This window comes from Massilia sp. BKSP1R2A-1 (assembly GCF_050586525.1).
Classification (GTDB): Bacteria; Pseudomonadota; Gammaproteobacteria; order Burkholderiales; family Burkholderiaceae_D; genus Telluria.
In genome coordinates this window covers 136,282-161,542 of the sequence record NZ_JBOBRE010000006.1, presented here as the reverse complement: position 1 = coordinate 161,542, position 25,261 = coordinate 136,282, and the positions used below count along the sequence as shown (strand labels likewise).

Genomic DNA, 25,261 nt, shown 5'->3' with positions numbered 1-25,261 from the left:
TTCGGCGCACAATCGTCCCGATGTGGCAGGTGGAACGATCGATTCGAAAGGACGCCGATGCTGGAAACCATACGCGAGCTGATGCGCCCGCCCCCAGGCATGGCGTTCGACTTCAGCCAGCCGGCCGGCGAGCCGGCCCTGGCGCCGAGCGATGGCGTCGCCTGGCGCGTGTTCGCCAACCCCGTCTCCCTTTTCATCGGCGGGGTGGCGGCCGTGCTGCTGGAGCTCGCCGAGCCCTCGGTTCGCTCCGGCGTCTGGGACCACAGCAATTTCAAGCGCGATCCCGGCATCCGCCTGCGGCGCACGGGTTTCGCGGCCATGATGACGGTCTACGGGCCGCGTTCGGAAGCGGAAAAGGTGATCGCGCGCGTGCTGCGCATGCATGGCCGGGTCGAGGGCCATACCCCGGACGGCCTGCCTTACCACGCCAGCGATCCGCGCCTGCTCGACTGGGTGCAGGCCACCGCCGCCTTCGGATTCACCGAGGCCTATCACGCCTACGTGCAGCCCCTGTCCGCGCGCGAGAAGGATGCGGCCTTCGCCGAAGGCGAGCTGGCTGCGGGCCTGTATGGCGCGACCGGGGCGCCGCGTTCCTGGTGCGAGTGGGAGGCGCTGCTCGCCAGGACGGCGCCTGGCCTGGAAGGGTCCGACATCCTCGCCGACTTCATGCGCATCATGCGGGACGCGACTATCCTGCCGGCGCCGCTGCGCGGCTTGCAGCGCCTGCTGCTGCGCGCCGCCGTGCAGATCGTGCCCGAGCCGGTGCGCGCGCTGCCGCAGCTGCGCGCAGGCGGCCTGCGTCCCGGAGAAGCCCTGCTGGTGCGGGGACTCGCACGCGCCGCCGCCCTGCTGCCGCTGGACGAGATGCCGCCGGCGCAGGCCGCGCGCCGGCTTGCCCTGCCGCCCGGGCCTACTTGATGTAGAAGGTATACCGGCTTTCGATCACCGCGTCCTGCGGCATTCCCGCGGGGTGCGGGTAGCGCTTCAGGGCCCGGTCGGCCACCTCGCCCACGGCATTCGCGAAGCCGCCCGTGACGGCCTTGCGCTTGCGGTCGCGCAGGCGGTCGACCGCGAAGTAGCCCACCAGTTCGTAATCCTGCGAGCCGGTCTGCTGCAGCTCGACACGCGGCGTGGCCGGATAGAAGCGCAGCGAGACGTCGCCGCCGACCGCGACGCCGGCGGCCAGCTCGGGATAGCGCATCTCGGCCGAAATCGTCGACATGACACCGGCCACGTACACGCAATAGGCCAGCTGCGTGGCCGGCCATTTGCCCATCTCGGCCACCAGCCGGTCCGGATCGAGCGGCATCTTGCCGTCGACACCGCAGCCCTCCAGCCTGAAATCCCGTCCGCGCCAGGCCCACCAAATGGCGGAAGCGGCGTCGGGACCATTGGCCGGATCCGCATAGCCGGCCGCCAGCCGCTCGGCGGCTTCCTGCTGGCCGCCTTCGGACGCGCGCACGTAGAGCGGAATCGCACGCTGCCAGTCGCGCCGCACGCACACGCCATGCTCGAACATGGAGCCGCCCATGAGCGCCACTTCTGCCTCGTTCTTGGCCAGGCCTTCCTTGAGCCGCTCGATGGCGCCCGTGCAGTCGCGGTTCTCGATGCGGCGGCGGATTTCGGCGACCGCGATTTCGCCGTCGGTGGGGAGCGTCGCCATGGCTGCGGGTGCCGCAGCCAGCAGGATGCACGCTGCCAGTAAGCGCTTCGATGCCGTGCCGGTCAGCCTGTCCATGTTCTCGCTCCCTTGAAGTGGTGAGCGGCGACTCTAGCAGACATCCGGAGCGCGGATTCTCACGAATATTTACAAGGGCTCAGATATCGATGGGATCGACCTCGAGCGACCAGCGCACGCGCGACTTCATGGCGCGCAGGATCTCGACCCACTCGCGCAGGAAGTGCTGCAGCGCCGGGCGCGAAGAAGATTCCACCAGCAGCTGGGCGCGGTCGGTGTTGTGCACGCGCATCATCGTCATCGGGATCGGGTCGTTGATCATGACTGCATCGGAAACGAGGCTGTCGCGCGCCGCCTCCAGGAAGGCGATGGCGTTCGCCAGCTCCGGCGCCTCGGCGCGCAGCAGGGCCTGGTACATGAAGGGCGGCAGGCCGGCCTGGCGGCGTTCCTCGAGCAGGCTGCCGGCGAAGCGGTCGTAGTCGTGGCGCATCACGGCGCCGTACAGCGGATGGCTGGCGTAGCGGGTCTGCACCAGCACCTCGGAAGCCGCGCCCGCCCGCCCGGCGCGGCCCGCCACCTGCATCAGCTGGGCAAACAGGCGCTCGCTGGCGCGGTAATCCTGCGAGAACAGCGCGGTATCCGGATTCAGGATGCCGACCAGGGTGAGTTTCTTGAAGTCGTGGCCCTTGGCGACCATCTGGGTGCCCACCAGGATGTCGACCTCGCCCCGGTGCACGGTATCGAAGGCCGCCTGGGCGCTGCCCTTCAGGCGCGTGGAGTCGGCGTCGATGCGCAGGATGCGCGCTTCCGGGAACATCGCGGCAAGTCCTTCCTCGACGCGCTGGGTGCCGCGTCCCAACGGCTGCAGGTCGACGTTGCCGCAGGTCGGGCAATGGCGCGGAATGCGCAGCTCCAGGCTGCAGTGGTGGCAGCGCAGGCGGTGTTCGGGCTTGTGCAGCACCATGAAGGCGGTGCAGCGGGTGCAGTTGCTGATCCAGCCGCAGGCGTCGCAGGAGATCACGGGGGCATAGCCGCGCCGGTTCAGGAACAGCAGCGACTGCTCGCCGCGGTCCAGGCGCTGGCGCAGGGCCGCGATCACGGCGCCGCTCAAACCTTCCTTGGGGCGGTCACGCTCGGTGTCGACCAGCTTCACGGTGGGCAGCACGGCGGCGCGCACGGCGCGCTCGCGCAGTTCCAGCTTGCGGTAACGGCCTGAGCCCGCATGGTGCCAGGTCTCGAGCGAGGGCGTGGCCGAACCGAGCACGATCGGGATACCCAGCTGGTGGGCGCGCCATACGGCCAGGTCGCGCGCCGAGTAGCGCAGGCCTTCCTGCTGCTTGTAGGAGGGGTCGTGCTCCTCGTCGATAACGATCAGCTTGAGGTTCGGCAGCGAGGACAGGATCGCGAGGCGGGTGCCCAGCACGATGCGGGCCTGGCCCTCGTGCGCGGCCAGCCAGTGCAGCATGCGCTCGCCCTCGGACAGCCCGCTGTGCAAAGTAGCCAGCATTATGCCGGGGAAGCGCGCCTGGATATTCCCTTCCAGCTGGGGTGTCAGGTTGATCTCGGGGACCAGCACCAGGATCTGTGCGTCCGGCTCCCGCGCCAGCACCTGGGCGCAGGCCTGCAGATACACCTCGGTCTTGCCGCTGCCGGTCACGCCGTAGAGCAGCATGGGCGCGAAGCCCTCGGCGCTGCCGATGGCGTTGGCGGCTTCCTGCTGCGCCGGGTTCAGCACGGGCATGCCGGAGGGTGTCGCGTCGTGCGCGGCCTCCACCTTTGCCAGTTTTTTCAGCGCGCGGTCCAGAGCCACGGTCTTGGGCACCCGCAGGTTCTTCGGCAGGCCGGGCAAGGCCACCTCGCCCAGCGGACGCTGGTAGTAGTCGGCGGCAAAGCGCGCCAGCGCAATCCAGCGCTCCGGCAGCGGCGACAGCTGGCTGCGCACGGCGATTGCGTCCTTCAGCTTGTCCACAGGGACATCCGTCTCCCCTTTCACCGCCACGATCAGGCCGACCACCTCGCGCCGCGCGAAGGGCACCAGCACCAGCTGGCCGACTTGCGGCTCCTCACCCGGGGCGCAGGGCCAGCGGTAGTCGAAGCAGCTGTTGAGCGGCGTATCGAGGGCGACTTGTAGGAAGCAGTGTGCCAAATCCGACCTTCTTGGTAAGTGGAAAGCGCTGGAAAGCTGTGGAAAACTTTGTGAATAGCGCGGTACTTGACCGGGTACGAGGTTTACGTTAGATCAACTCAAATCCGGGGATTCGTGGACGCAACAATAAATTTTCCCGAAAAATCAATAGCTTGCGAAACATGAGTTATCCCTGTTAACAAGTCGGGCTGGAATCGCCTTGCTGTGCATAACTGCACATGTGTAATGGGAAAACTCGCTGCGGCGCACCACGAACTTCACACCTTACTTGAAGAGTTGAGCTAAGTCCGCGTAAACCAAGCACTTTTCCCCACTCAGCAGCCATCCTGTTGATAACTTTGTGAACAAGGAAGGGGAAGTGGGGACATTTTACGGCTGACTAGCGAACTCTACTGTGTAAATCCACAGTTCATCATGAAAAAATCGCTTAAGAATCATTGGTTTGCGTATTTTTCGATGAGGCAGAGATGTCCACAGGAATAATTTTGATGTTTTACGAACTTGTGAACAAGTGTGATTTTGCTGCGGCAACCTCCTGCCGCAGCGAAACCAGTTCGCAAACGCTTCAGGCGGCGCGCTGGCGGCGGCTGAAGTTGTGGACGGCTTCGACCATGGCCGTCACCGATTCCGGCGGCGTGAATTGCGAGATGCCATGGCCCAGGTTGAACACGTGCCCATGGCCGGCCGAAGGGGTGCCGTAGGCGGTGAGCGAGCGCTCGACTTCCGCCTGGATCTGTTCCGGCGCGGCGAACAGGATGGCCGGGTCGAGGTTGCCCTGCAGGGCCACGCGGTCGCCCACCAGCGCGCGTGCCTTGCCCAGGTTGACGGTCCAGTCCAGGCCCAGCGCGTCGGCGCCGATGTCGGCCATCTCGTCCAGCCACAGGCCGCCGCCTTTGGTGAAGACGATGGCGGGGATGCGCACGCCGTCCTTCTCGCGCTGCAGGCTGTTGAGGATCTGCTGCATGTACTTCAGCGAGAACTCCTGGTACGCGCCATCGGCCAGCGCGCCGCCCCAGGAGTCGAAGATCATCACGGCCTGGGCGCCGGCGTCGATCTGGGCGTTCAGGTACTGCGCCACCGCGCGCGCATTGGTGTCCAGGATGTGGTGCATCAGGTCCGGGCGCTGGTACATCATCTTCTTGATGGTGTGGAATTCACGCGAGCCGCCGCCTTCGACCATATAGCAGGCCAGGGTCCAGGGACTGCCCGAGAAGCCGATCAGCGGCACGCGGCCGTTGATGGCGGTGCGGATCTGGGTCACCGCCTTGAAGACATAGTCGAGCGACGCCATATCCGGCACTTGCAGGGCGCGCACCGCCTCTTCCGTGCGCAGCGGGCGCTCGAACTTCGGCCCCTCGCCCTCGGAGAAGTACAGGCCCAGGCCCATCGCGTCCGGCACCGTGAGGATGTCCGAGAACAGGATCGAGGCGTCCAGCGGATAGCGGTCGAGCGGCTGCAGCGTGACTTCGGTGGCGAAATCCGGGTTCTTCGCCAGGCCAAGGAACGAGCCGGCGCGTTCGCGCGTGGCGCGGTATTCCGGCAGGTAACGGCCCGCCTGGCGCATCAGCCACACCGGGGTGTAGTCGGTCGGCTGGCGCAGCAGCGCACGCAGGAAGGTGTCGTTCTGGAGCGGGGCGAATTGTGGCATGGCTGACAATGAAAGCGCAGGGAAAACCTCTATTATCGCATCTCCGGGCACCCACTTATAATGCGTTTCCGTATTTGAAAGAAGCAGCCATGACCAGACAACCAGCCCCCTGCGGCGCATGGACCTCCCCGATCACCGCCGCCGTCGTCGCGGCCGGCGCCACGCCGCTGGCCTCCCTGGTGCTGGACGGCGCCGCTTTGTACTGGCTCGAGGGCCGCGCCAGCGAGGCGGGACGCTCGACCCTGGTCGGAACTGCGGGCGAACTGACGCCGGCGCCCTTCAATGTGCGCACCAAGGTGCACGAGTACGGCGGCGGCGCCTTCACGGTGGCCGATGGGGTCGCGTGGTTCTCGAACCAGCCTGATGGCCGCCTCTACCGCGTGGAAGCGGGTAGCGAACCGAAGCCCGTCACGGCTGAGGACAACAAGCAGCGCTTCGCCGACTTCGTGGTCGATGCGCCGCGCCGGCGCCTGGTGACGGTGCGCGAAGACCATTCGAAGGGCGGCCACTACCCGGAGAACACCATCGCCGCCATCGGTTTCGACGGCAGCGAGACCGTGCTCGTGGACGGCAACGACTTCTACGCGGCGCCGCGCCTGTCCCCGGATGGGCGCCAGCTGGCCTGGCTGTGCTGGGACCACCCGCGCATGCCTTGGGAAGGCTGCGAGCTATGGCTGGCCGATGTGGCGGACGACGGCACCCTCATCAACGGCCGCCTGGTGGCGGGCGGGCCGCAGGAATCGATCTGCCAGCCGGAATGGTCGCCCGCCGGCGTGCTGCACTTCGTGTCGGACCGCAGCGGCTGGTGGAACCTCTACCGCTACGACCATGGCGTCGTGCACCCGCTGTGCCCGAAGGAGGCCGAGTTCGGCGGGCCGCAGTGGAATTTCGGGGGCTCGCTGTACGGCTTCGCATCAAGCGACGAGATCGTCTGCGCCTATGTCGACGGTGGCGTCAGCAAGCTGGCGCGCCTGCGCGGCGGTGTCCTGCTGGATGTGCCGACGCCGTATGAGGAGATCCGGGAACTGCGCGTGAATGCGCACACGGTCGCGCTGCTGGGCGGGGCGCCGACGCTGGCGCTGGAACTGGCCCGCATCGATCTCGATGGCGGCGCGCACGAGGTGCTGGCGCGCTCGATTCCCCAGTTGCCCCCGGAGGGCTACCTGTCGGTCCCGCAGTCGATCAGCTACGAGAGCAGCAACGGCCGCACCGCCTACGCTTTCCACTATCCACCGACCAATGCCGACTTCGCCCCGCAGGATGGCGAGCTGCCGCCCCTGATCGTCATCGGCCATGGCGGCCCGACCGGCATGGCCGCCAGCACCCTCAAGTTGTCGACCCAGTTCTGGACCAGCCGGGGCTTCGCCGTGCTGGACGTGAACTATGGCGGCAGCACCGGCTTCGGACGCGCCTACCGCGACCTGCTCAAGGGCCAGTGGGGCGTGGTCGACGTCGAGGACTGCGTGGCCGGCGCGCGTCACCTGGCCGAACAGGGCCTGGTCGATCCGGAACGCCTGCTGGTGCGCGGCAGCAGCGCCGGCGGCCTGACGACCTTGTCGGCGCTGGCCTTCCACGATCTGTTCAAGGCCGGCGCCTGCTACTACGGTGTGTCGGACCTGGCCGGGCTGGATGCGGACTCGCACAAGTTCGAGGCGCACTACAACCAGTACCTGGTCGCCCCGCCCGAGCGCGCCGAACAGGTCTACCGCGAGCGCTCGCCGATCCACCACACCGACAAGCTGAAGCGCCCGATGATCTTCTTCCAGGGCCTCGACGACATGGTGGTGCCGCCCTCGCAATCCGAGACCATGGTGGAAGCGCTGCGCGCCCGCAGGGTGCCGGTGGCCTATATCACCCTGGAGGGCGAAGGCCACGGTTTCAGGAAGGCCGAGAGCGTGGTCAGAACCCTGGAAGCGGAACTGGTGTTCTACCTGCGCGTGTTCGGCATTCCGGTGCCGGCGGAGCTGCCGCAACTAGCGATCGAGAACCTGCCTGCATGACGGTCCGCGATCTCGATACCGGCGAACTGGCGGTCCTCGCGCTGCTGGCCATGGCCGGCGAGCCGATGGGCCGCCAGCGCATCCTCGAACACCTGATGGCCGCGGGCCTGCCGCTGCCGGAAGGACAATGGGCGGCAGAGCTGGAACGCCTGCGCGCCAAAGGGTTGGTGCAGGACGTCGTCGGACGCGGCTTCGCGGTCGCGCAGGAAGCCAGCTGGCCGGCACTGGCCCGGGCGCTGGATGACGGCCTGTTCGGCGCCCTGCAATCCGCCTATGCGCAGGTGACGCCCTTGCGGCGCGACTGGCAGGGCACGCCGGTGCTGCGCAGCTACCGCCAGGGCCTGGCCCTGCTGCGCATCGCCCTGCTTACGCGCGAAAGCCCGGCCGTCGTCACGCCCTTGCTGGCCGCCTGCCTGCGCTGCCACGAGGCGGCCTACCTGCATCCCCTGGTCGAGGTCTGCGCACGGCCCTTCGACCCGGCGATCCTCGCATACATCCACCCCTCGCTTGTCGACGGCGTGCTGGCGACGCTGGTGCAGCACGCCCAGCGCGAGCCGGCGCTCGCGCCTGGCATCCGGGCGGCGGCCGAGGCCCGGACCGATCCTTCGATCGAGCTGCGTATCGCCCTGGCCGAACACCTGGTCCTGTGCGGCCGGCTCGACGACGCCCTCGCCCTGCTGCAGGAAGTGGACGATGCGGCCGGCCTGTTCCTGCGCAGCGTGGTGGCCCTGCTGCGCGAGGACTTCGACGCCGGCCTGCCTGGCGTCGAAGCCGCCCTGAAACAGCTGCGCCGCGAGACCGGCAAGCGCAAGGCCATTTTCGAAGGCATCGGCGCCCACGTCTATCTGACTGCCCTCCTGCGCAGCAACCAGCCGGCGCACCTGAAGCTGTCCGACGCCTGGCTCGACATCGCCACCCGCGCCGTGCAACGCGCCGAGACGGCCGTGGTGTTCCAGCTCAGCATGCTGCAGGAAATCCGCCGCGGCACCGTGGATGCCGAGGTGCTGGCCTCGCGCAGCTGGGAGATGGCGATCGAGCCATTTACCTTCCGCGCGCTGATGCACCACTGGCTCGGCCTGCCGCAGCTGATGGCGAAGCGCCAGGACATCGAAGACATGCTGGCGCAGTCCGAGCGAGCAGGCTTCGATCTGCTCTCGAGCCAGCTGGCCGCCCTGCTGGCGCACGTGCAGGGGCCGGGCCACGTGGCCTTCGAGGCGCGTGCCGGCGAACTGCGCGGGCGGCACCGCTTCGCCGACCTGAGCCACTGGTTCGAGCGCGAGGAAGCCTGGGAGCGCCAGCTCAACGCCCTGATCAACCTGCAGCCGGCCGTGAACGCCGAGGTGGTGCGCGAGTCGCGCCTGGTCTGGATGATTCGCTACGACGATCACATGGGCGTGCAGGAGCTGGAACCGCGCGAGCAGAAGCGCGACGCCCAGGGCGGCTGGAGCCGCGGCCGCGCCATGGGCCTGAAGCGCCTCGCGGAAGAAGCCTCGACGCTCGATTTCCTCACCGCCCAGGACGTGCAGGCGGTAGCGACGATCGCGGGCCGCCGCTACTACGGCAGCACCGGCATCCGCTTCGAATTCGAGCGCGACAAGGCGCTGGCCAGCCTGGTCGGCCACCCGCTGCTGTTCTGGATGGATTCGCCGGGTACGCGCGTCGAACTGCTGCCGGGCGAACCGGAACTGCTGGTGAAGGCACGCGGAGGCAAGGTCACGATCTCGCTGCACCCGCCCTTGAGCCGGCAGGACGGCGACGTGATCGTCACACGCGAGACCCCGACCCGCCTGCGCCTGGTGAGCATCAAGGAAGAGCACCGCCGCATCGCCGCCATCGTCGGCGACGGCCTGGAAGTACCAGCCGAGGCCGAGCGCCGCGTGCTGCGCGCGATCAGCGCGATCTCCTCGATCGTCACCGTGCAGTCGGACATCGGCGCGAGTCCCGGCGACATCGAGCAGGTGGCGGCCGATCCGCGCCTGCATCTGCACCTGCGCCCCTACCAGCAGGGCCTGCGCATGCAGATCCTGGTGCGCCCGCTGGACGGTGGCGCCTATTATTCGCCGGGCACCGGTGCGGAAAGCGTGATCGCCGACGTGAACGGTGTGCGCACCGAGGCGAAGCGCAATCTCAACGCGGAACGCGAGGCCGAGCGCCAGCTGGTCGGCGCCTGCCATGCCCTCGAACACGGTGAACTGGACCACGGCGAGTGGCTGCTCGCCACGCCCCTGCGATGCCTGGAGCTGGTGGACGAGTTGCGCGGGCTCGACCCGGACAAGGTGGTGGTGGCCTGGCCCGAAGGCGAGAAGTTCCGCGTGTCCAAGCGTGCGAGTACGAAATCGGTGCGCGTGCAGATCCGGCGCGAAAAGGACTGGTTCGCGGCCAGCGGCGACGTGGTCATCGACGAGAACCGCGTGATGAGCCTGCAATCGCTGCTCACCAGACTGCGCGAGGAGAAGAGCCGCTTCGTGGCCCTGGGCGACAACGAATACCTGGCCCTGAGCGACGAGCTGCACCGGCGCCTGATGGAATTGGCGGACTACGGGACCTTCCACGACGAGGAGCTGCGCATGCATCCGCTGGCCAGCTTCTCGCTGGCCGAACTGGCGCGCGACGCCGGCAGCGTCACCGCGGACGAATCCTGGCGCAAGCACTTGCAGCGCATCGCCGACAGCGAAGCGTTTACGCCGCAGCTACCCTCCACCCTGCAAGCGGAACTGCGCGACTACCAGGTCGAGGGCTTCGAATGGCTGGGCCGCCTGGCCCACTGGGGCGTGGGCGCCTGCCTGGCCGACGACATGGGGCTCGGCAAGACCCTGCAGGCGCTGGCCCTGCTGCTCACCCGCGCGCCCGACGGCCCGGCCCTGGTGGTGGCGCCAACCTCGGTGTGCCTGAACTGGATCGCCGAAGCCCAGCGCTTCGCGCCTACGCTGAACCTGAAGCTGTTCGGCCCGGGCGACCGCAAGGCCCTCATCGAGGAAGCAGCCCCCTTCGACGTGGTGGTGGTGAGCTACGGCCTGCTGCAGCTGGAAGCGCCGCTGTTCGCGAAAAAGCAATGGCGCAGCATCGTGCTGGACGAAGCGCAAGCGATCAAGAACATGCACACCAAGCGCTCCCAGGCCGTGATGGCCCTGAAGGGCGACTTCCGCTTGGCGGCCACCGGCACGCCGCTGGAGAATCACCTGGGCGAGTTATGGAACCTGTTCAGGTTCATCAATCCTGGCCTGCTGGGCACGGCCGACCAGTTCCAGCTGCGCTTCGCCGGTCCCATCGAAAAGGCGCAAGATAAACGCGCCGAAGCGGGCGCCCGCATGCGCCTGCGCCGCCTGACGCAACCCTTCATCCTGCGCCGTACCAAGACGCAGGTGCTGACCGAGCTGCCGCCGCGCACCGAGATCGTGGTGCCGGTCGAACTGACCGCCGATGAAACGGCGCTCTACGAATCGCTGCGCCGCCAGGCCCTCGACAAGCTGGCCGCGCTGGAGGCGCCCGAGAACCAGAAGTCGATCGAGATCCTGGCCGAGATGATGCGGCTGCGGCGTGCTGTCTGCAATCCGGAGCTGGTGGCGCCGGGTTCGGGCCTGGTGAGCAGCAAGCTGGTCGCCTTTGCGCGCCTGGTCGACGGCCTGCTGGAGAACAAGCACAAGGTGCTGGTGTTCAGCCAGTTCGTCGACCATCTGAGCCTGATCCGCACCTACCTGGACGGCAAGCACATCCCCTACCAGTACCTCGACGGCGCCACGCCGATGCAGGAGCGCAAGCGCCGCGTGGACGCCTTCCAGGCCGGCGAAGGGGAACTCTTCCTCATCAGCCTGAAGGCGGGCGGGGTCGGCATCAACCTCACCGCGGCCGATTATGTGATCCACATGGACCCGTGGTGGAACCCGGCGGTCGAAGACCAGGCCTCGGACCGCGCCCACCGCATGGGCCAGCAGCGCCCGGTGACGATCTACCGCCTGGTGGCGCGCGGCACCATCGAGGAAGGCATCGTCGAACTGCACCACCGCAAGCGCGACCTGGCCGACAGCCTGCTGGAAGGGACGGAAATGGCGGCGCGCATGTCGCCGGGCGAGATGCTGGCGATGCTCAGGCAGGGCCTGTCGTAAAACTGGCGCCGCTGCCGATTCCGTGTGATCATGCCGCTTTTATGGAAGAGCAGGGACACATGGAACTGGACAAAGCGGCAATGACGGCGCCAGCCACTGTCATCGGCGTCAAATCCTGGCTCGCCTATGCGGGCGTGCTTGCCCTGGCCGTGGTGCTGTTCTTCGTGGCGCTGCCGCTGGCCTTCCTGTGGAACGAGATCGCCGCGGCCTGCGTGCTGCTCGCTTCGGCGCTGATCGTCGGCTACCGTTTTCTGTCGGTGCGCAGCGTGCAGCTGTACTACGACGACGTGGGCGTGTGGGTGGTCTCGGGCGTGCTGCCCTGGAAGAAGGGCGTCTCGGGCGTGAAATGGCGCGACATGGACGACGCCACCTTCGTGAACGGTTTCGTCAGCTGGGTCACGCGTTCCTGGACGGTGCGGATCGGCCACCGCTTCACGAAGGGCAGCGAGATCGTGCTGCACCACATCGCGCGCGGCCGCCAGGCCGTCGAAACGGTCAATGCCCTGCACCAGCAGAAAATCCGCCAGGGCGAGGTTGACTGAATAACCACGCCGCCCTGCATGCGCGTGACTGAATGTTTCAGCCGCCCGCAAGCGGCCTGAATGGTGCTACTCTTCCGTGGTTCCGCCATGCGCTGGAAGCGCGGCGAACTCCGACCTTTTAATCTACAGGTTCGAACAGGATGATGAAAACGAAGATCGCGCTGGCAGTCCTGCTGGCGAGTTTCGCGCTGGCGCCCGCCGGCGCCAAGACCACCAAGCCCGCCAAGGGCAAGGCGAAAGCCGCCAAGGTGGTAAAAGCGAAAACAGGCAAATCGAAGGCGCCGGCCAGGAAGCAGACCGGGAAGAAAGCGGCTGTCGCCACGGCCGCCGCGGTCACTGCCGTCGCCGCGGCGCCTGTCGCGAGCGCGTCGGAAAAGCGCCTCGACCGCCGCTTCGACTCCATGAGCATGCAGTACCTGACCGCGCTGTGGCGCGTCGATCCGGAAGGCGGCATCTACGTCGGCAAGTTCGACCAGGCCGCCAACCTGACCATCCTTGATGCCGCCACCCGCGCGAAGAAACTCGCCTTCGCCAACGAGTGGCTGGATAAATTCAACAAGCTCGATACGCGCCAGCTGTCGCCGCGCCAGCGTACCGACCTGGCCCTCCTGGTGAACAAGCTGGAGAAGGACCGCTGGAACCTGGCCACCTGGCGCGAATACGAGTGGAATCCCTCGCTCTACAACGTCGCCCAGCCGCTCGACCTGATCCTGAATACCGAGTACGCCGCCAAGCCGCAGCGCCTGCGCACCATCCTCAGGCGCCTGGCCGCCGTGCCCGACTTCTACGCGGCGGCCCAGGCCTCGATCACCAGGCCGACCCGCGAGCACACCCAGCTCGCCATCGCCCAGGCTCCGGGCACCATCGCGGTGCTGGCCGACCTGGGCAAGGCGGCCCAGGAGTCGATCTTGACGGCGCAGGAAAAGGCGATCTTCGCGCAGCGCATCGCGAACGCCGGCACCGCGGTGCTGGGCTACGTCGACTTTCTCACCGCGCTGGACAAGAACACGAAGGACTTCCGTCCTTTCCGCGCCGGCAAGGAGCTGTACGAGCAGAAGTTCGCGCTCGAGATCCAGTCCTCCAGCAGCGCGGAGCAGACCTTCCGCAAGGCCCTGGCCACGCGCGAGGAGCTGCTCGCCCGCATGGACACGATCTCGGACGAGCTGTGGCCGCGCTACATGGCCGGTGTCACGAAGCCGCGCGACCGCTTCCAGAAGATCGGCATGATGATCGACAAGCTCTCCGCGCGCCACGTCTCGCGCGAGAACTTCCTGCCCGAGATCCGCCGCCAGATCCCGGCCCTGCACAAGTTCGTCCTTGAAAAAAATCTCCTCACGCTCGACGCCGACAAGCCGCTCGAAGTGCGCGAGACCCCGATGTACCAGCGCGGCGTGGCCGGCGCCAGCATCGACGCGCCGGGTCCGTATCGTCCGAAGGACAAGACGTACTACAACGTCACCCCGCTGGACGGCCTCTCCGCCGAACAGGCCGAGAGCAGCCTGCGCGAATACAACGAGTGGATCCTGCAGATCCTGAACATCCACGAAGCCATCCCCGGCCACTACGCGCAGCTGGTGTATGCGAACCGCTCGCCTTCACTGGTGAAGTCGCTGTTCGGGAATGGCGCCATGGTCGAGGGCTGGGCCGTGTACGGCGAGCGCATGATGCTGGAGAACGGCTACGGCGACAACGCCCCCGAGATGTGGCTGATGTACTCGAAGTGGAACCTGCGCAGCGTCACCAACACCATCCTCGACTACAGCGTGCACGTGCTGGGCATGCAGCAGCCGGAGGCCATCGACCTGCTGGTGCGCCAGGCCTTCCAGACCCGCCAGGAAGCCGTCGAAAAATGGCGCCGCGTGCAGCTCACTTCGGTGCAGCTGACCAGCTACTACAGCGGCTACGAGCAGATCATGGAGCTGCGCGAGCGCCGCAGGCAGCAGCTGGGCGAACGCTTCGACCTGAAGGAATTCCACGACCAGTTCCTCAGCTACGGCAATGCGCCGGTGAAGATGATCTCGGAGTTGATGCAGTAAGTTGTAATAAGCGTGCTTGATTTTGCACAGGAAATCGCCTGTGCAAAATCGCACAAGCGGCGTGCTCGCACGCTCGCTTGTGTGCAATATCTCCAAGGCTAGAATGGGCAATGCAGCTCACATAACCATAAGCCGGAGACAACCATGATTTCCTTCCCAGCGCCGGCGTCCTAGCGACGGCACAGCCAGTCTTCCCGCGTTTACCGATGTTCCATCGATTGCCGCATGCGCGCGGCGTGGCCCCGTCACGTCCCTGCGCCGGCGGCCCAATGCTTTGCACACACCGAACGGAGACGTCTATGGCATTCCTTTTCAAACCCGCCGCGCTTGCCGCCTGCATGGTGCTCGCCGCGCCCGCCTGCGCCCAGCTCCAGGCCGGTCCCGGCAGCTGGAGCGCAAACCAGACCTGGGCCACCGACACGACCAACGGCGGCGCCCTCACCGGCTACTACTACTGGCCCGCGACCGCCCCGAGCCTGGGCGGCAAGCGCGCGCTGGTGCTGGTGCTGCACGGTTGCGCCCAGACCGCGGCGAACGACGTGATCAACGGCGCCGGCGACGGCGGCTACAACTGGAAGGCGGCCGCCGACCAGTACGGCGCCGTGATCCTGGCGCCGAACGCGACCGGAAACCTGTACGGCGCCCACTGCTGGGACTGGGCCGCCACCAACCGCAGCCGCAGCTACGGCCACAACGCCGTGCTGCTCGACCTGATCAACCGCTTCGTCAGCAACCCCCAGTATGCGATCGATCCCAAGCAGATCTACGTGACCGGCCTGTCCTCGGGCGGCTCCAAGACCATGGTGCTGGGCTGCGTGGCGCCCGACATCTTCGCGGGTGTGGGCATCAATGCCGGTCCCGCGCCGACGGTATCGAGCACGCAGATTTCTTCGGTCCCTTCCGGCACCACCTCGAGCAGCGTGGCCGGCAGCTGCACCAGCTGGGCCGGCGCCAACGCCAGCCATTTCTCGAGCCAGGTCGCAAGCGTCATCTGGGGCACCAATGACTACGTGGTGGGCCAGGCCTACGGTCCGCTGAACGCCGCGGCCATGCGCCAGGTCTATGGCGGCGCCTTTACCAGGGGCACCACCGGCACGGTGCCGACCGGCGGCAGCAATGTGCCCTACCTCGACGCCGCCGGCAAGCTGCGCACCTCGGAGATCACGGTGACCGGCATGGCCCATGCCTGGCCCGCAGGGACCGGCGGCCAGAACAGCAACTACGTCGACGCGAGCAAGGTCAACTACCCGGCCTTCGTGATGGATTTCTGGTTCAAGAACAATCTGCGGGTGGCGCGCGCGGCGGCGCCATCGATGACGTCCTGCAGCGCCAGCGTGTCCGGCTCGACGGTGACGGTGAGCGGCGCTGCGCTCGATGCCAGCGGAACCATCGACAGCTACCGCGTGGTGCTCAGCGGCCCGACGCCGGTGGACGACACCGCCGCCGGCAGCGGCGCCAGCTTCAGCAAGGCCTACGCTGCGCGGGCCGACGGCTATTACACCGGCACGGTCACGGCCACCAGCAACGCGACCGGCTTGAGCTCGCCCACCTGCGCCATCTCCCAGTTCCTGGTCGGCAGCCCGCCTGCCCTGCAGCCGCCCGCAGGCCTCGCCATCGGCGCGCGCACCGCCGGCAGCATCGCGCTGAGCTGGAACGCCTCGAACGGCGCCGTCGGCTACAACGTCTATCGGAATGGCACGAAGGTCAACGGCACGCCGCTCACCGCGACCGGCTACACCGACGGCGGCCTGGCGGCATCGACCAGCTACACCTACCAGGTGTCGGCGACGGGGAACGGCGGCGAGGAGAGCGCGAAGTCGGCGGCCGTGACGGGCACGACAACGTCCGGCTTCACCTGCACGGCGACCACGGCGACCAACTACGCGCACGTGCAGGCGGGCCGCGCCCACGCCAGCGGCGGCTATGCGCTGGCCAACGGCTCGAACCAGAACATGGGGCTGTATAACACCTTCTACACGAGCACCCTGGCGCAGACGTCGAGCGGCTACTACATCGTCGGGAACTGCCCGTAAACGGATCGAGCCCTCATTCCGGCAGGCGGGATGAGGGCTCGGAACCTTCGTGCGTATTACGCGTGCTCTTCGGGCGCCCGTGTCATGCGCGCGAACATCGGCGCCACCAGCAGGCCCAGCTCGTAGAGCAGGCACATCGGAATCGCCAGCGCCAGCTGGCTGACCACGTCCGGCGGCGTCACGATGGCGGCGATGACGAAGGCGCCGACGATCACGTAGGAGCGGATCGCGCGCAGCTTCTCGATGCTGACGATGCCCATGCGGACCAGGATGATCACCACCACCGGCACCTCGAACGTAGCGCCGAAGGCCAGGCACATCGACATGACGAAGTCGAGGTAGTTCTCGATGTCCGGCGTGACCGCGATGGACGTGGGCGCGAACTCGCCGATGAAGTGGAACACGCGCCCGAAGACGAAGAAGTAGCAGAAGGCCACGCCGCCGATGAAGAGCAGCGAGGACGAGATCACCAGCGGCAGCACCAGGCGCTTCTCGTGCGCGTACAGGCCGGGGGCGACGAAGGCCCACAGCTGGTAGAAGACCCAGGGCAGCGAGAGGATGAAGGCGAGCAGCAGGGTCACCTTCATCGGCACCAGGAAGGGCGAGACGACGCCGGTGGCGATCATCTTGGCGCCGGGCGGCAGCGAGGCGATCATGGGCGCGGCCAGCAGGTCGTAGACCGTCGATGGCCCCGGCCAGATGAACAGGGCCGCACAGGCGATGGCGATCCCGATCGACGCCTTGACCAGGCGGTCACGCAGCTCGACGAGGTGGGAGATGAAGGTTTCTTCGCCTGCGGCTTCTTCGGTCATCTAGAAAAAGGAAGTCTTGGATTTGCTGGAGCCCGGGCGGAACTTGCGCACGCGGGCGGCGCCGGACAGCACATGGGTCTTGCCATTCGTGCGGTGCTTGTACCAGCTCGGAATGGCCGAGGTACGCACCAGCTTCTTGCGGCGGAAATCGCGCGCCTTGCGCTCGATGTCGCTGGTACTGACGAAACCGTGCGAGGACGACGAGGTGGAAGACGACACGTGTTCCTTGCCGTCCCACAGCGCCTCGACCTCGTCGACGTGGCTGGCCATGGATTGCTCGACCTCGTCCTTGAACGACTGCGCGCTCTCGTGCACTTCCTTGTGCAGGTTGCGCAGCTCGTCGAGCTCGATCTCGCGGCTGACCTCGGACTTGACGTCGTGCAGGTAGCGCTGGGCGCGCCCGTACAGGGTGCCCGCCATGCGCGCCACCTTCGGCAGCTTTTCAGGGCCGATCACGATCAGCGCGACAACGCCGATGATCGCCAGCTTCGACAGTCCGAGATCGATCATGCCCGCAGTTCGCCCGAGTTATTAATGGCGGCTCTTGTCGCGTGCTTCCACGTCGATGGTCGTCTTGTCGGCGACTTGTTGCGGCGGGTGGCTGGTCGACTGGCCGGCGGCGGCGTTCTTTTCTTCCTCGCCCTTCACGCCATCCTTGAAGCCCTTCACGGCCTTGCCGAGGTCGCCACCGATATTGCTGATCTTCTTGGTGCCGAAAATCAGCATCACGACCACCAGCACAATGACCCAGTGCCAAATACTCATCGAACCCATGTTTGTCTCCTAGCAAGGCGCCTTGCGCCTGTGAATCGGGAAAGTCTTAGTTTCACTCAGTTTGAGTATACGCCAAGCGGGAGCGTCCTGCCCCCATTAAAAGCTCAGGTCCCCAGCCCGCGCCATGGGCGCTTGCCGCCGTACATGTGCAGGTGCAGGTGATAGACTTCCTGCCCGCCGTCCGGCCCGCTGTTGATCAGCGTCTTGAAGCCACCGCTGCGTCCGCCGTTACCGTCGTCCTTGACCGCAACGCCGTGCTCTTCCGCAAGCTTCGGCGCCAGCGCCAGCATCTTGCCCAGCACCGTGGCGTGCTCGCCGGTGCAGTCCGAGAGCGTGGCCACGTGCTGCTTCGGGATCACCAGCAGATGCACCGGAGCGGCCGGGTTGATGTCCTTGAAGGCCAGCAGTTCATCGTCTTCGTAGACGACGCTGGCCGGGATCTGCCGGGCAACGATCTTGCAGAAAATGCAGTTGTCCATCTTGTCTCCAGATTTATGACAGCATTCCCCCTGGAGGGAAGCCCGTGCATCCTACCGGCGCCGCATGACAACGGTATGACGCTGGACGTACGATTATGACAGCGGATACGGGGAAGGCAAGCGTAAGCAGGTACTTACCAGCAGCTTATTTTTCTTGGCGGGAAGCTTTCTCGTCGATGCCCGAGACGCCTTCGCGGCGCCCCAGTTCGTCGATCACCTGCTGCGGGCTCAAACCGAACTGGGCCAGCAGCACCATGGAGTGGAACCACAGGTCGGCGGTCTCGTACAGGACCTTGGAAGCGTCGCCCGAGACACGCGCGTCCTTGGCGGCCATGACGGTCTCGGTGGCTTCTTCGCCGATCTTCTTCAGGATGGCGTCGTCGCCCTTGGAAAACAGCTTGGCGACGTAGGAAGTCGCGGGGTCGCCGCCGGCGTCCGGCTTGCGCGACTCGATCACGCTTGCTACGCGGGCCAGAATGTCACTCATGGGATTTCTTTTGTGTGGAGTAGATGGTATCGGGGTCCTGCAGCACGGGGTCGACCGCCTGCCAGTCCTCGCCGTCGAATTGCTGGAAGAAGCAGGAATGGCGCCCGGTGTGGCAGGCAATGCCGCCGTTCTGCTCGATCTTGAGCAGGACGACGTCTTCGTCGCAGTCCAGGCGCATCTCGAGCACCTTCTGGGTGTGGCCGGATTCCTCGCCCTTGTGCCACAGCTTCTTGCGCGAACGGCTCCAGTAGACGGCTTCGCCCAGCTCCGCCGTCTTCGCGAGCGCCTCGCGGTTCATCCAGGCGAACATCAGGATGTCGCCGGTGGATGCTTCCTGGGCGATCACCGGCACCAGGCCGTGCTCGTCCCAGCGCACCTTGTTGAGCCATTTGGTCTGCATGCTCATTCCAGGCGCATCGGGATGCCGCGCTCGGCCATGAAGCGCTTCGCCTCAAAGACCGTGTGCTGCCCGTAGTGGAAGATGCTGGCGGCCAGCACCGCGTCGGCGTGGCCTTCGAGGATGCCGTCGGCCAGGTCCTGCAGACCGCCGACGCCGCCCGAGGCGATCACGGAGATGCCGACCGCATCCGACACGGCCCGGGTCAGGCCCAGGTCGAAGCCGGACTTGGTGCCGTCGCGGTCCATCGAAGTGAGCAATAACTCACCGGCGCCAAGGCTTTCCATCTTGCGCGCCCACTCGACGGCATCGAGGCCGGTGGGGTTGCGTCCGCCGTGGGTGAAGACTTCCCATTTGCCGGGCGCGACCTGCTTGGCGTCGATCGCCACCACGATGCACTGGGAGCCGTGCTTCTGCGCGGCGTCGAACACCAGCTGGGGGTTGGTGACGGCCGAGGTGTTCATCGACACCTTGTCGGCGCCGGCATTGAGCAGGCGCCGCACGTCCTCGACCTTGCGCACGCCGCCACCGACGGTGAGCGGGATGAACACGGTGGAGGCCACGGCTTCGATGATCGGCAGGATCAGGTCGCGGCCGTCGCTCGAGGCGGTGATGTCCAGAAAAGTGATCTCGTCGGCGCCCTGTCCGTCGTAGCGGCGCGCGATTTCGACCGGGTCGCCGGCGTCGCGCAGCTCGGTGAAGTTGACGCCCTTGACCACACGGCCGCCGGTCACGTCGAGGCAGGGGATGATGCGTTTTGCGAGCATACGGCTTAGGCCTGGGCGCCCTCGGTCAGTTCGTCCGCGCGCTCCTGGGCGGAGGCCAGGTCGAGCGTGCCTTCGTAGATCGAACGGCCGCAGATCACGCCTTCGATGCCCTCGTCCTGCACCGCGCACAGCGCTTCGACGTCGGCCAGGTTGTGCACGCCGCCCGAGGCGATGATCGGAATGCGCACGGCTTGCGCCAGCTTGACGGTGGCTTCGATGTTCACGCCGGCCATCATGCCGTCGCGGCCGATGTCGGTGTAGACGATCGATTCGACGCCGTAGCCTTCGAATTTCTTGGCCAGGTCGATGACTTCGTGGCCGGACATCTTGCTCCAGCCGTCGGTGGCGACCTTGCCGTCCTTGGCGTCCAGGCCGACGATGATCGAGCCCGGGAAGGCGCCGCAGGCGTCGTGCAGGAAGCCGGGGTTCTTCACGGCGGCGGTGCCGACGATGATGTAGGTAATGCCGTCGTCCAGGTAGCGCTCGATGGTGTCGAGGTCGCGGATGCCGCCGCCCAGCTGGACCGGGATCTCGTCGATGCCCATCTCTTCGGCGTAGTCCTGCACGGTCTGCAGGATCGACTTGATCGCCGCCTCGTTCTTCGGCTTGCCGGCGAAGGCGCCGTTCAGGTCCACCAGGTGCAGGCGGCGCGCGCCCTTCTTCAGCCAGTGCAGCGCCATTTCGGCGGGGTCTTCGGAGAATACGGTGGCGAGGTCCATGTCACCCTGTTTCAGGCGGACGCAGTGACCGTCTTTGAGGTCGATGGCGGGGATCAGCAGCATGGTCGTTGTCGGTTGGTTGACGAAGGATGAACGTAAAAGCTTACGGCTTCCAGTTGATGAAATTGCGGTACAGGCGCAGGCCGGCGGCTGCGCTCTTCTCGGGGTGGAACTGTGTGGCGACCAGGTTGTCGCGGGCCACTGCGCACGTATACATGCCGCCGTAGTCGGCCTCGCCGATCGTGTCGCTGGCCTGTTCGGGCGCGGCGTAGTAGCTGTGCACGAAGTAGAAATAGCTGCCGTCCTCGACGCCTTCCCACAGCGGGTGGGCGCGGGTCTGGCGCACGCGGTTCCAGCCCATTTGCGGCACCTTGAAGCGCGAGCCGTCGGCCTGCAATCTGCCGTCCAGCTGGAAGCGCACCACGCGGCCGGGCAGGAGGCCCAGGCCAGGCGTGCCTTCGTTTTCTTCGCTCTCGTCGAACAGCATCTGCTCGCCCACGCACACGCCCATCACCGGGCGGTTTTTTACCGCGCGCAGCAGGGCCTCCTCGGCGCCGGATTCACGCAGGCTGCGCATGCAGTCGCGCATGGCGCCCTGCCCCGGCAGCACGATGCGGTCGGCGGCATCGATGTCCTCAAGCTTGTTCGATACCAGGATGTCCGCTTCCGGCGCGGCAGCGCGCAGCGCCTGCGCGACCGAACGCAGGTTACCCAGGCCATCGACCACCACAATCTTGTTCGTCATGGCTCTTACAGGCTGCCTTTGGTCGAAGGGATGATGCCGGCGGCGCGTTCGTCCAGGGCGGTGGCCATGCGCAGCGCGCGGCCGAAGGCCTTGAACACGGTTTCGCACTGGTGGTGCGCGTTCACGCCGCGCAGGTTGTCGATGTGCAGGGTCACGCCGGCGTGGTTCACGAAGCCGCGGAAGAATTCGCCCGTCAGGTCGACGTCGAAGGTGCCGATCATGGCGCGGGTCCAGGGGATGTGCATTTCCAGGCCCGGACGGCCCGAGAAGTCGATCACCACGCGCGACAGCGCCTCGTCCAGCGGCACGTAGGAGTGGCCGTAGCGGACCATGCCCTTCTTGTCGCCCACGGCCTTGGCCACCGCCATGCCGAGGGTGATGCCGGTGTCCTCGACGGTGTGGTGGGCGTCGATGTGCAGGTCGCCGACGGCGTCGACCTCGAGGTCGATCATGCCGTGGCGCGCGATCTGGTCGAGCATGTGGTCCAGGAAAGGGACGCCAGTGTTCAGTTTCTGGCGGCCGGTGCCGTCCAGGTTGATCGCGACGCGGATCTGCGTCTCGTTGGTGTTGCGCGTGATTTCGGCGGTGCGGGTCATTACAGGGTGCTCGTGTGACGTCTCTTTTAAGAAAGAAACGCTGCTATAGGGAAGCTTTCAGGGCTGTCAGGAATGCGGTGTTTTCTTCTGGTGTGCTGACCGTAACGCGAATGCAATTGGCCAATAACTTGTCCATTTTACTCAAATTTTTGATCAGCACCTTTTCGCTGCGAAGTTGCGCGCAGACCTTGTCGGCATCGGGCACGCGCAGCGAGATGAAATTCGCGGCAGACGGAAACACTTCGACTCCCGGCAGCGCCGCCAGTTCGGCGGCGAGACGCGCGCGCTCGGCGTTCAGCATCTCGGCCTGGCTGTCGAGCACGTCGAGGTGGTCGAGCGCGAACTCGGCGGCTACCTGGGTCAGCACGTTGACATTGTAGGGCGGACGCACCTTCTCGAACTGTTCGAGCAGTTTCGCGTCGCCGGACAGGTAGCCGAGGCGGATGCCGGCCAGGCCCAGCTTGGAGAGGGTGCGCATCACGACCAGGTTCGGGAACTCCGGCAGGCGGCCCATGAAGCTTTTCTTCGCGAACGGCTGGTAGGCCTCGTCGACCACGGCGATGCCGGTCTCGCCCAGGGCGCGGATGATGGCGGCCATGTCGTCGGCATCGAACAGGTTGCCGGTCGGGTTGTTCGGGTAGGCCAGGAAGACCAGCGCAGGCTGGTGCTGTTGAATAGCGGCCAGCATCGCGGGCAGGTCGAGCGAGAAGTCGGCCTTCACCGGCACGCCGACGAAGTCCGCACCCGCGAACTGGGCCGAACGCGAGAACATCACGAAGGCCGGGGTCGGGGCCATGATGACGGCCCGGCGGTCCTGGCGCGCCACGGCGGTGGCCATGATCGAGATGAGTTCGTCCGAGCCGTTGCCGAGCAGGACGTCGTAGCCGGCGGGGACGCCCAGGCCGGCGCAGATCTTCTGCTTCAGGGTGGCGTAGGAGGCCACCGGATAGCGGTTCAGCGCGGCGTCTGCCAGCCGCTGGCCCAGTTCGGTGCGCAGCGCGTCCGGCAGCTGATACGGGTTTTCCATCGCGTCGAGCTTGATGTAGCCGCTCGCATCCGGCACGTGGTAGCTGGCGATGTTGCGGACGTCTTCGCGGATGGTATTGGCGATCAGGTTCTCGATCGCAGTGATGCTCGATGTCATGCGGGTTCCTCGTTCAGCGGCGCGCTCCTGGCGGCGCTCTTGCGTTTCTTGGCCCCCGCGACAGGCACCTCGGGCGCGGCCAGGCGCTCCCGGATGATGTCGCAGTAGGCGGGGTTCAGTTCGAAGCCGGTGAAGTGGCGCCCGGTCTGGCGCGCGGCGATCGCTGTGGTGCCGCTGCCCATGAAGGGGTCGAGCACGACGCCGCCCGCCGGGCAGGATGCCTTCACCATGCGCTCGATGATCTCGAGCGGCTTCTGGGTCGGATGGTCGGCGCGCTCCGGATGCTCGCGATGCAGGCGCGACACGCTCCACACGTCCTTCGGGTTGTAGCCGACTTCGAGCCACTTGGCGCCGATGAAGATCGAGCGCGAGCGCGCCTTCTTGGTCTCCGCGTCATAGGGAATGCGCACGGCGTCCAGGTCGAAATAATAATCCTTGCGGTTGACGAAAAAGCCGATGGTGTCGTGCACCGAGCTGAAGCTGCGCACGCTGCCGCCCATCGACGGCACGCGGCGGTCCCAGATGATCTCGTTCATCATCGTCATGCGTTTTTTCAGCATCACGAAGATCTCCGGCGCGAAGCGCCAGGTGAGGAAGATGTACAGGCTGCCGTTCGCTTTCAGCTTCGGCAGGACGGCCTCGATCCACTGCTCGGTCCAGGCGAGGTAGGCCTCGACGCTCTGCTGGTCCGAGGCGTTGCCGTAGTCCTTGCCGAGGTTGTAGGGCGGGTCGGTCAGGATCAGGTCGATGGAAGCGTCCGGGATGCGCGCCACACCTTGCAGCGCATCCTCGCAGAAGACCTGGTCGACCCAGGTGCTCATGATTTCAGACGAACGGATTGCAGCCTCAATTCCGCGCTGCGGGCGTGCGCCTGCAGACCCTCGCCATAGGCCAGTTCGGCCGCAACCTTGCCCAGGGTCTGGGCGCCGGCTTCGCTGACGTGGATGACGGACGAGCGCTTCTGGAAGTCATACACGCCCAGGGGCGAGGAGAAGCGCGCGGTGCGCGAGGTCGGCAGCACGTGGTTCGGGCCGCAGCAGTAGTCGCCCAGCGATTCGGACGAGAAGCGGCCGAGGAACATGGCGCCGGCGTGGCGGATCCGGTCCGCCCATTCGAGCGGGTCTTCCGCGGAGATCTCGAGGTGCTCGGCAGCGATGTCGTTGGCGATCGCGCACGCCTCTTCCATATCGCGCACTTTCACGAGCGCGCCGCGGTCGGTCAAGGACGTGGTGATGGTTGCGGAGCGCGGCATGGTGGGCAGCAGCTTGTGGATGCTCGCTTCCACGCGCGCGATGTAGTCCGCGTCCGGGCACAGCAGGATGGCTTGCGCCAGCTCGTCGTGCTCGGCCTGCGAGAACAGGTCCATCGCCACCCAGTCCGGATCGGTGGTGCCGTCGCACAGCACCAGGATCTCCGAGGGACCGGCGATCATGTCGATGCCGACCACGCCGAACACGCGGCGCTTGGCGGCGGCCACATAGGCATTGCCCGGGCCGACGATCTTGTCCACGGCCGGAATCGTCTCGGTGCCGTAGGCCAGCGCGCCGACGGCCTGGGCGCCGCCGATGGTGATCACGCGGGTCACGCCGGCGATCGCGGCGGCGGCCAGCACCATCTGGTTCTTCACGCCGTCCGGAGTCGGCACCACCATCACGATTTCCTGCACGCCGGCCACCTTGGCCGGGATCGCGTTCATCAGCACCGACGAAGGATAGGCCGCCTTGCCGCCCGGGACGTAGATGCCGACACGGTCGAGCGGGGTCACGCGCTGGCCCAGCACGGTGCCGTCAGGCTCGGTGAAGGTGAAGCCGTTCAGCTCCTGCTTCTGGCGCTCGTGGAAGACGCGGATGCGCTGCGCGGCCGTGCGCAGGGCGTCGCGCTGGGCTTCGGGGATCGCCGCGAGGGCCGCGTCCAGTTCTTCCTGCCGGACGTCGAAGGCGGCCATCGAGCTGGCGCCGCCGTTCGGGATGCGGTCGAACCGGTTGGTGTACTCCAGCACGGCAGCGTCACCGCGATGCTTCACGTCCGCCAGGATCTTCGCGACTGCCGCCTCGATGGCGTCGTCGGTTTCGGCTTCGAATGCCAGCAGGCTTGACAGCGTCTGCTTGAAGTCAGGGGCGGTGGAGTCGAGCTTGCGGATCTGTACTGCCATGAT

Annotated in this window: 22 protein-coding genes; 6 read left to right on the top strand and 16 right to left on the bottom strand. The window is 66.5% G+C overall.

Annotation, left to right across the window (positions count from 1 at the left end):
* Positions 1-57 precede the first annotated feature (57 nt).
* Positions 58-918, top strand: coding sequence for an oxygenase MpaB family protein (locus ACQ7JA_RS11480; RefSeq protein ID WP_430897711.1), 861 nt, complete (start codon positions 58-60; stop codon positions 916-918).
* Here the strand turns inward: ACQ7JA_RS11480 and ACQ7JA_RS11475 are convergent.
* The 3 genes from ACQ7JA_RS11475 to hemE all read right to left on the bottom strand — a co-directional run bounded on the left by ACQ7JA_RS11475 (position 911) and on the right by hemE (position 5,472).
* On the bottom strand, positions 911-1,738 hold the full coding sequence (locus ACQ7JA_RS11475; RefSeq protein WP_430897709.1) for a hypothetical protein: 828 nt from the start codon (positions 1,736-1,738) through the stop codon (positions 911-913). The two genes, ACQ7JA_RS11480 and ACQ7JA_RS11475, sit on opposite strands and share 8 nt — an antisense overlap.
* Positions 1,739-1,817: 79 nt before the next feature.
* Entirely contained in the window at positions 1,818-3,824 is a 2,007-nt protein-coding gene (locus ACQ7JA_RS11470; protein ID WP_430897707.1) for a primosomal protein N', read from the bottom strand.
* 565 nt (positions 3,825-4,389) lie between these two features.
* A complete protein-coding gene (gene hemE / locus ACQ7JA_RS11465; RefSeq protein ID WP_430897704.1) occupies positions 4,390-5,472 on the bottom strand; it encodes a uroporphyrinogen decarboxylase in 1,083 nt (360 codons plus the stop codon).
* Positions 5,473-5,561: 89 nt separating this feature from the next.
* Between hemE and ACQ7JA_RS11460 the strand changes: the two genes are divergently transcribed.
* The 5 genes from ACQ7JA_RS11460 (at position 5,562) to ACQ7JA_RS11440 (ending at position 16,186) form a co-directional block, all read left to right on the top strand.
* The gene (locus ACQ7JA_RS11460; RefSeq protein WP_430897702.1) at positions 5,562-7,472 is read left to right on the top strand and encodes a S9 family peptidase; all 1,911 of its coding nucleotides are present in this window, start codon (positions 5,562-5,564) and stop codon (positions 7,470-7,472) included.
* Positions 7,469-11,575 (top strand): SNF2-related protein, encoded by a 4,107-nt coding sequence (locus ACQ7JA_RS11455; RefSeq protein ID WP_430897700.1) that lies wholly within the window; start codon positions 7,469-7,471, stop codon positions 11,573-11,575. The genes ACQ7JA_RS11460 and ACQ7JA_RS11455 overlap by 4 nt, the downstream gene beginning before the upstream one ends.
* 59 nt (positions 11,576-11,634) lie before the next feature.
* The gene (locus tag ACQ7JA_RS11450) at positions 11,635-12,117 is read left to right on the top strand and encodes a hypothetical protein (protein WP_430897698.1); all 483 of its coding nucleotides are present in this window, start codon (positions 11,635-11,637) and stop codon (positions 12,115-12,117) included.
* Between the two features lie 140 nt (positions 12,118-12,257).
* On the top strand, positions 12,258-14,153 hold the full coding sequence (locus ACQ7JA_RS11445) for a DUF885 domain-containing protein (protein ID WP_430897696.1): 1,896 nt from the start codon (positions 12,258-12,260) through the stop codon (positions 14,151-14,153).
* Between the two features lie 299 nt (positions 14,154-14,452).
* Positions 14,453-16,186, top strand: a complete 1,734-nt coding sequence (locus ACQ7JA_RS11440) for an extracellular catalytic domain type 1 short-chain-length polyhydroxyalkanoate depolymerase (RefSeq protein WP_430897694.1) — start codon at positions 14,453-14,455, stop codon at positions 16,184-16,186.
* A gap of 56 nt (positions 16,187-16,242) precedes the next feature.
* On the opposite strand, the gene tatC is transcribed toward ACQ7JA_RS11440, so the two are convergent.
* The 13 genes from tatC to hisD all read right to left on the bottom strand — a co-directional run bounded on the left by tatC (position 16,243) and on the right by hisD (position 25,258).
* Positions 16,243-16,998: a twin-arginine translocase subunit TatC gene (gene tatC / locus ACQ7JA_RS11435; RefSeq protein ID WP_430897692.1), complete on the bottom strand. Its 756-nt coding sequence runs from the start codon at positions 16,996-16,998 to the stop codon at positions 16,243-16,245.
* Positions 16,999-17,508, bottom strand: coding sequence for a Sec-independent protein translocase protein TatB (gene tatB, locus ACQ7JA_RS11430; RefSeq protein ID WP_430897690.1), 510 nt, complete (start codon positions 17,506-17,508; stop codon positions 16,999-17,001). It lies immediately after the preceding gene.
* Positions 17,509-17,529: 21 nt separating this feature from the next.
* Complete coding sequence (gene tatA / locus ACQ7JA_RS11425) at positions 17,530-17,772, bottom strand: Sec-independent protein translocase subunit TatA (RefSeq protein ID WP_258827324.1); 243 nt, start codon at positions 17,770-17,772, stop codon at positions 17,530-17,532.
* A gap of 104 nt (positions 17,773-17,876) precedes the next feature.
* Positions 17,877-18,251, bottom strand: coding sequence for a histidine triad nucleotide-binding protein (locus tag ACQ7JA_RS11420; RefSeq protein ID WP_430897687.1), 375 nt, complete (start codon positions 18,249-18,251; stop codon positions 17,877-17,879).
* 145 nt (positions 18,252-18,396) lie between these two features.
* The gene (locus ACQ7JA_RS11415; protein WP_430897685.1) at positions 18,397-18,738 is read right to left on the bottom strand and encodes a phosphoribosyl-ATP diphosphatase; all 342 of its coding nucleotides are present in this window, start codon (positions 18,736-18,738) and stop codon (positions 18,397-18,399) included.
* Entirely contained in the window at positions 18,731-19,144 is a 414-nt protein-coding gene (hisI, locus tag ACQ7JA_RS11410; RefSeq protein ID WP_430897683.1) for a phosphoribosyl-AMP cyclohydrolase, read from the bottom strand. The genes ACQ7JA_RS11415 and hisI overlap by 8 nt, the downstream gene beginning before the upstream one ends.
* Positions 19,141-19,902 (bottom strand): imidazole glycerol phosphate synthase subunit HisF, encoded by a 762-nt coding sequence (hisF, locus tag ACQ7JA_RS11405; RefSeq protein WP_430897680.1) that lies wholly within the window; start codon positions 19,900-19,902, stop codon positions 19,141-19,143. The genes hisI and hisF overlap by 4 nt, the downstream gene beginning before the upstream one ends.
* A gap of 5 nt (positions 19,903-19,907) precedes the next feature.
* On the bottom strand, positions 19,908-20,684 hold the full coding sequence (hisA, locus tag ACQ7JA_RS11400; RefSeq protein ID WP_430897678.1) for a 1-(5-phosphoribosyl)-5-[(5-phosphoribosylamino)methylideneamino]imidazole-4-carboxamide isomerase: 777 nt from the start codon (positions 20,682-20,684) through the stop codon (positions 19,908-19,910).
* Between the two features lie 40 nt (positions 20,685-20,724).
* The gene (gene hisH, locus ACQ7JA_RS11395) at positions 20,725-21,366 is read right to left on the bottom strand and encodes an imidazole glycerol phosphate synthase subunit HisH (RefSeq protein WP_430897676.1); all 642 of its coding nucleotides are present in this window, start codon (positions 21,364-21,366) and stop codon (positions 20,725-20,727) included.
* 5 nt (positions 21,367-21,371) lie between these two features.
* The gene (gene hisB / locus ACQ7JA_RS11390) at positions 21,372-21,962 is read right to left on the bottom strand and encodes an imidazoleglycerol-phosphate dehydratase HisB (protein WP_379679141.1); all 591 of its coding nucleotides are present in this window, start codon (positions 21,960-21,962) and stop codon (positions 21,372-21,374) included.
* Positions 21,963-22,005: 43 nt separating this feature from the next.
* Positions 22,006-23,106: a histidinol-phosphate transaminase gene (hisC, locus tag ACQ7JA_RS11385; protein ID WP_430897673.1), complete on the bottom strand. Its 1,101-nt coding sequence runs from the start codon at positions 23,104-23,106 to the stop codon at positions 22,006-22,008.
* On the bottom strand, positions 23,103-23,927 hold the full coding sequence (locus tag ACQ7JA_RS11380; protein ID WP_430897671.1) for a DNA-methyltransferase: 825 nt from the start codon (positions 23,925-23,927) through the stop codon (positions 23,103-23,105). The genes hisC and ACQ7JA_RS11380 overlap by 4 nt, the downstream gene beginning before the upstream one ends.
* Complete coding sequence (gene hisD, locus ACQ7JA_RS11375; protein WP_430897669.1) at positions 23,924-25,258, bottom strand: histidinol dehydrogenase; 1,335 nt, start codon at positions 25,256-25,258, stop codon at positions 23,924-23,926. The genes ACQ7JA_RS11380 and hisD overlap by 4 nt, the downstream gene beginning before the upstream one ends.
* Positions 25,259-25,261: the final 3 nt, after the last annotated feature.

Coding starts and splice junctions, on each gene's coding strand:
- ACQ7JA_RS11460 (WP_430897702.1), top strand. CDS start 5,562: ATGACCAGACAACCAGCCCCCTGCGGCGCATGGACCTCCCCGATCACC.
- ACQ7JA_RS11480 (WP_430897711.1), top strand. CDS start 58: ATGCTGGAAACCATACGCGAGCTGATGCGCCCGCCCCCAGGCATGGCG.
- ACQ7JA_RS11420 (WP_430897687.1), bottom strand. CDS start 18,251: ATGGACAACTGCATTTTCTGCAAGATCGTTGCCCGGCAGATCCCGGCC.
- ACQ7JA_RS11445 (WP_430897696.1), top strand. CDS start 12,258: ATGATGAAAACGAAGATCGCGCTGGCAGTCCTGCTGGCGAGTTTCGCG.
- hisF (WP_430897680.1), bottom strand. CDS start 19,902: ATGCTCGCAAAACGCATCATCCCCTGCCTCGACGTGACCGGCGGCCGT.
- tatA (WP_258827324.1), bottom strand. CDS start 17,772: ATGGGTTCGATGAGTATTTGGCACTGGGTCATTGTGCTGGTGGTCGTG.
- hisD (WP_430897669.1), bottom strand. CDS start 25,258: ATGGCAGTACAGATCCGCAAGCTCGACTCCACCGCCCCTGACTTCAAG.
- tatC (WP_430897692.1), bottom strand. CDS start 16,998: ATGACCGAAGAAGCCGCAGGCGAAGAAACCTTCATCTCCCACCTCGTC.
- hisC (WP_430897673.1), bottom strand. CDS start 23,106: ATGACATCGAGCATCACTGCGATCGAGAACCTGATCGCCAATACCATC.
- ACQ7JA_RS11415 (WP_430897685.1), bottom strand. CDS start 18,738: ATGAGTGACATTCTGGCCCGCGTAGCAAGCGTGATCGAGTCGCGCAAG.
- ACQ7JA_RS11380 (WP_430897671.1), bottom strand. CDS start 23,927: ATGAGCACCTGGGTCGACCAGGTCTTCTGCGAGGATGCGCTGCAAGGT.
- hisI (WP_430897683.1), bottom strand. CDS start 19,144: ATGAGCATGCAGACCAAATGGCTCAACAAGGTGCGCTGGGACGAGCAC.
- ACQ7JA_RS11440 (WP_430897694.1), top strand. CDS start 14,453: ATGGCATTCCTTTTCAAACCCGCCGCGCTTGCCGCCTGCATGGTGCTC.
- hisB (WP_379679141.1), bottom strand. CDS start 21,962: ATGACCCGCACCGCCGAAATCACGCGCAACACCAACGAGACGCAGATC.
- hisA (WP_430897678.1), bottom strand. CDS start 20,684: ATGCTGCTGATCCCCGCCATCGACCTCAAAGACGGTCACTGCGTCCGC.
- ACQ7JA_RS11455 (WP_430897700.1), top strand. CDS start 7,469: ATGACGGTCCGCGATCTCGATACCGGCGAACTGGCGGTCCTCGCGCTG.
- tatB (WP_430897690.1), bottom strand. CDS start 17,508: ATGATCGATCTCGGACTGTCGAAGCTGGCGATCATCGGCGTTGTCGCG.
- ACQ7JA_RS11475 (WP_430897709.1), bottom strand. CDS start 1,738: ATGGACAGGCTGACCGGCACGGCATCGAAGCGCTTACTGGCAGCGTGC.
- ACQ7JA_RS11450 (WP_430897698.1), top strand. CDS start 11,635: ATGGAACTGGACAAAGCGGCAATGACGGCGCCAGCCACTGTCATCGGC.
- hisH (WP_430897676.1), bottom strand. CDS start 21,366: ATGACGAACAAGATTGTGGTGGTCGATGGCCTGGGTAACCTGCGTTCG.
- hemE (WP_430897704.1), bottom strand. CDS start 5,472: ATGCCACAATTCGCCCCGCTCCAGAACGACACCTTCCTGCGTGCGCTG.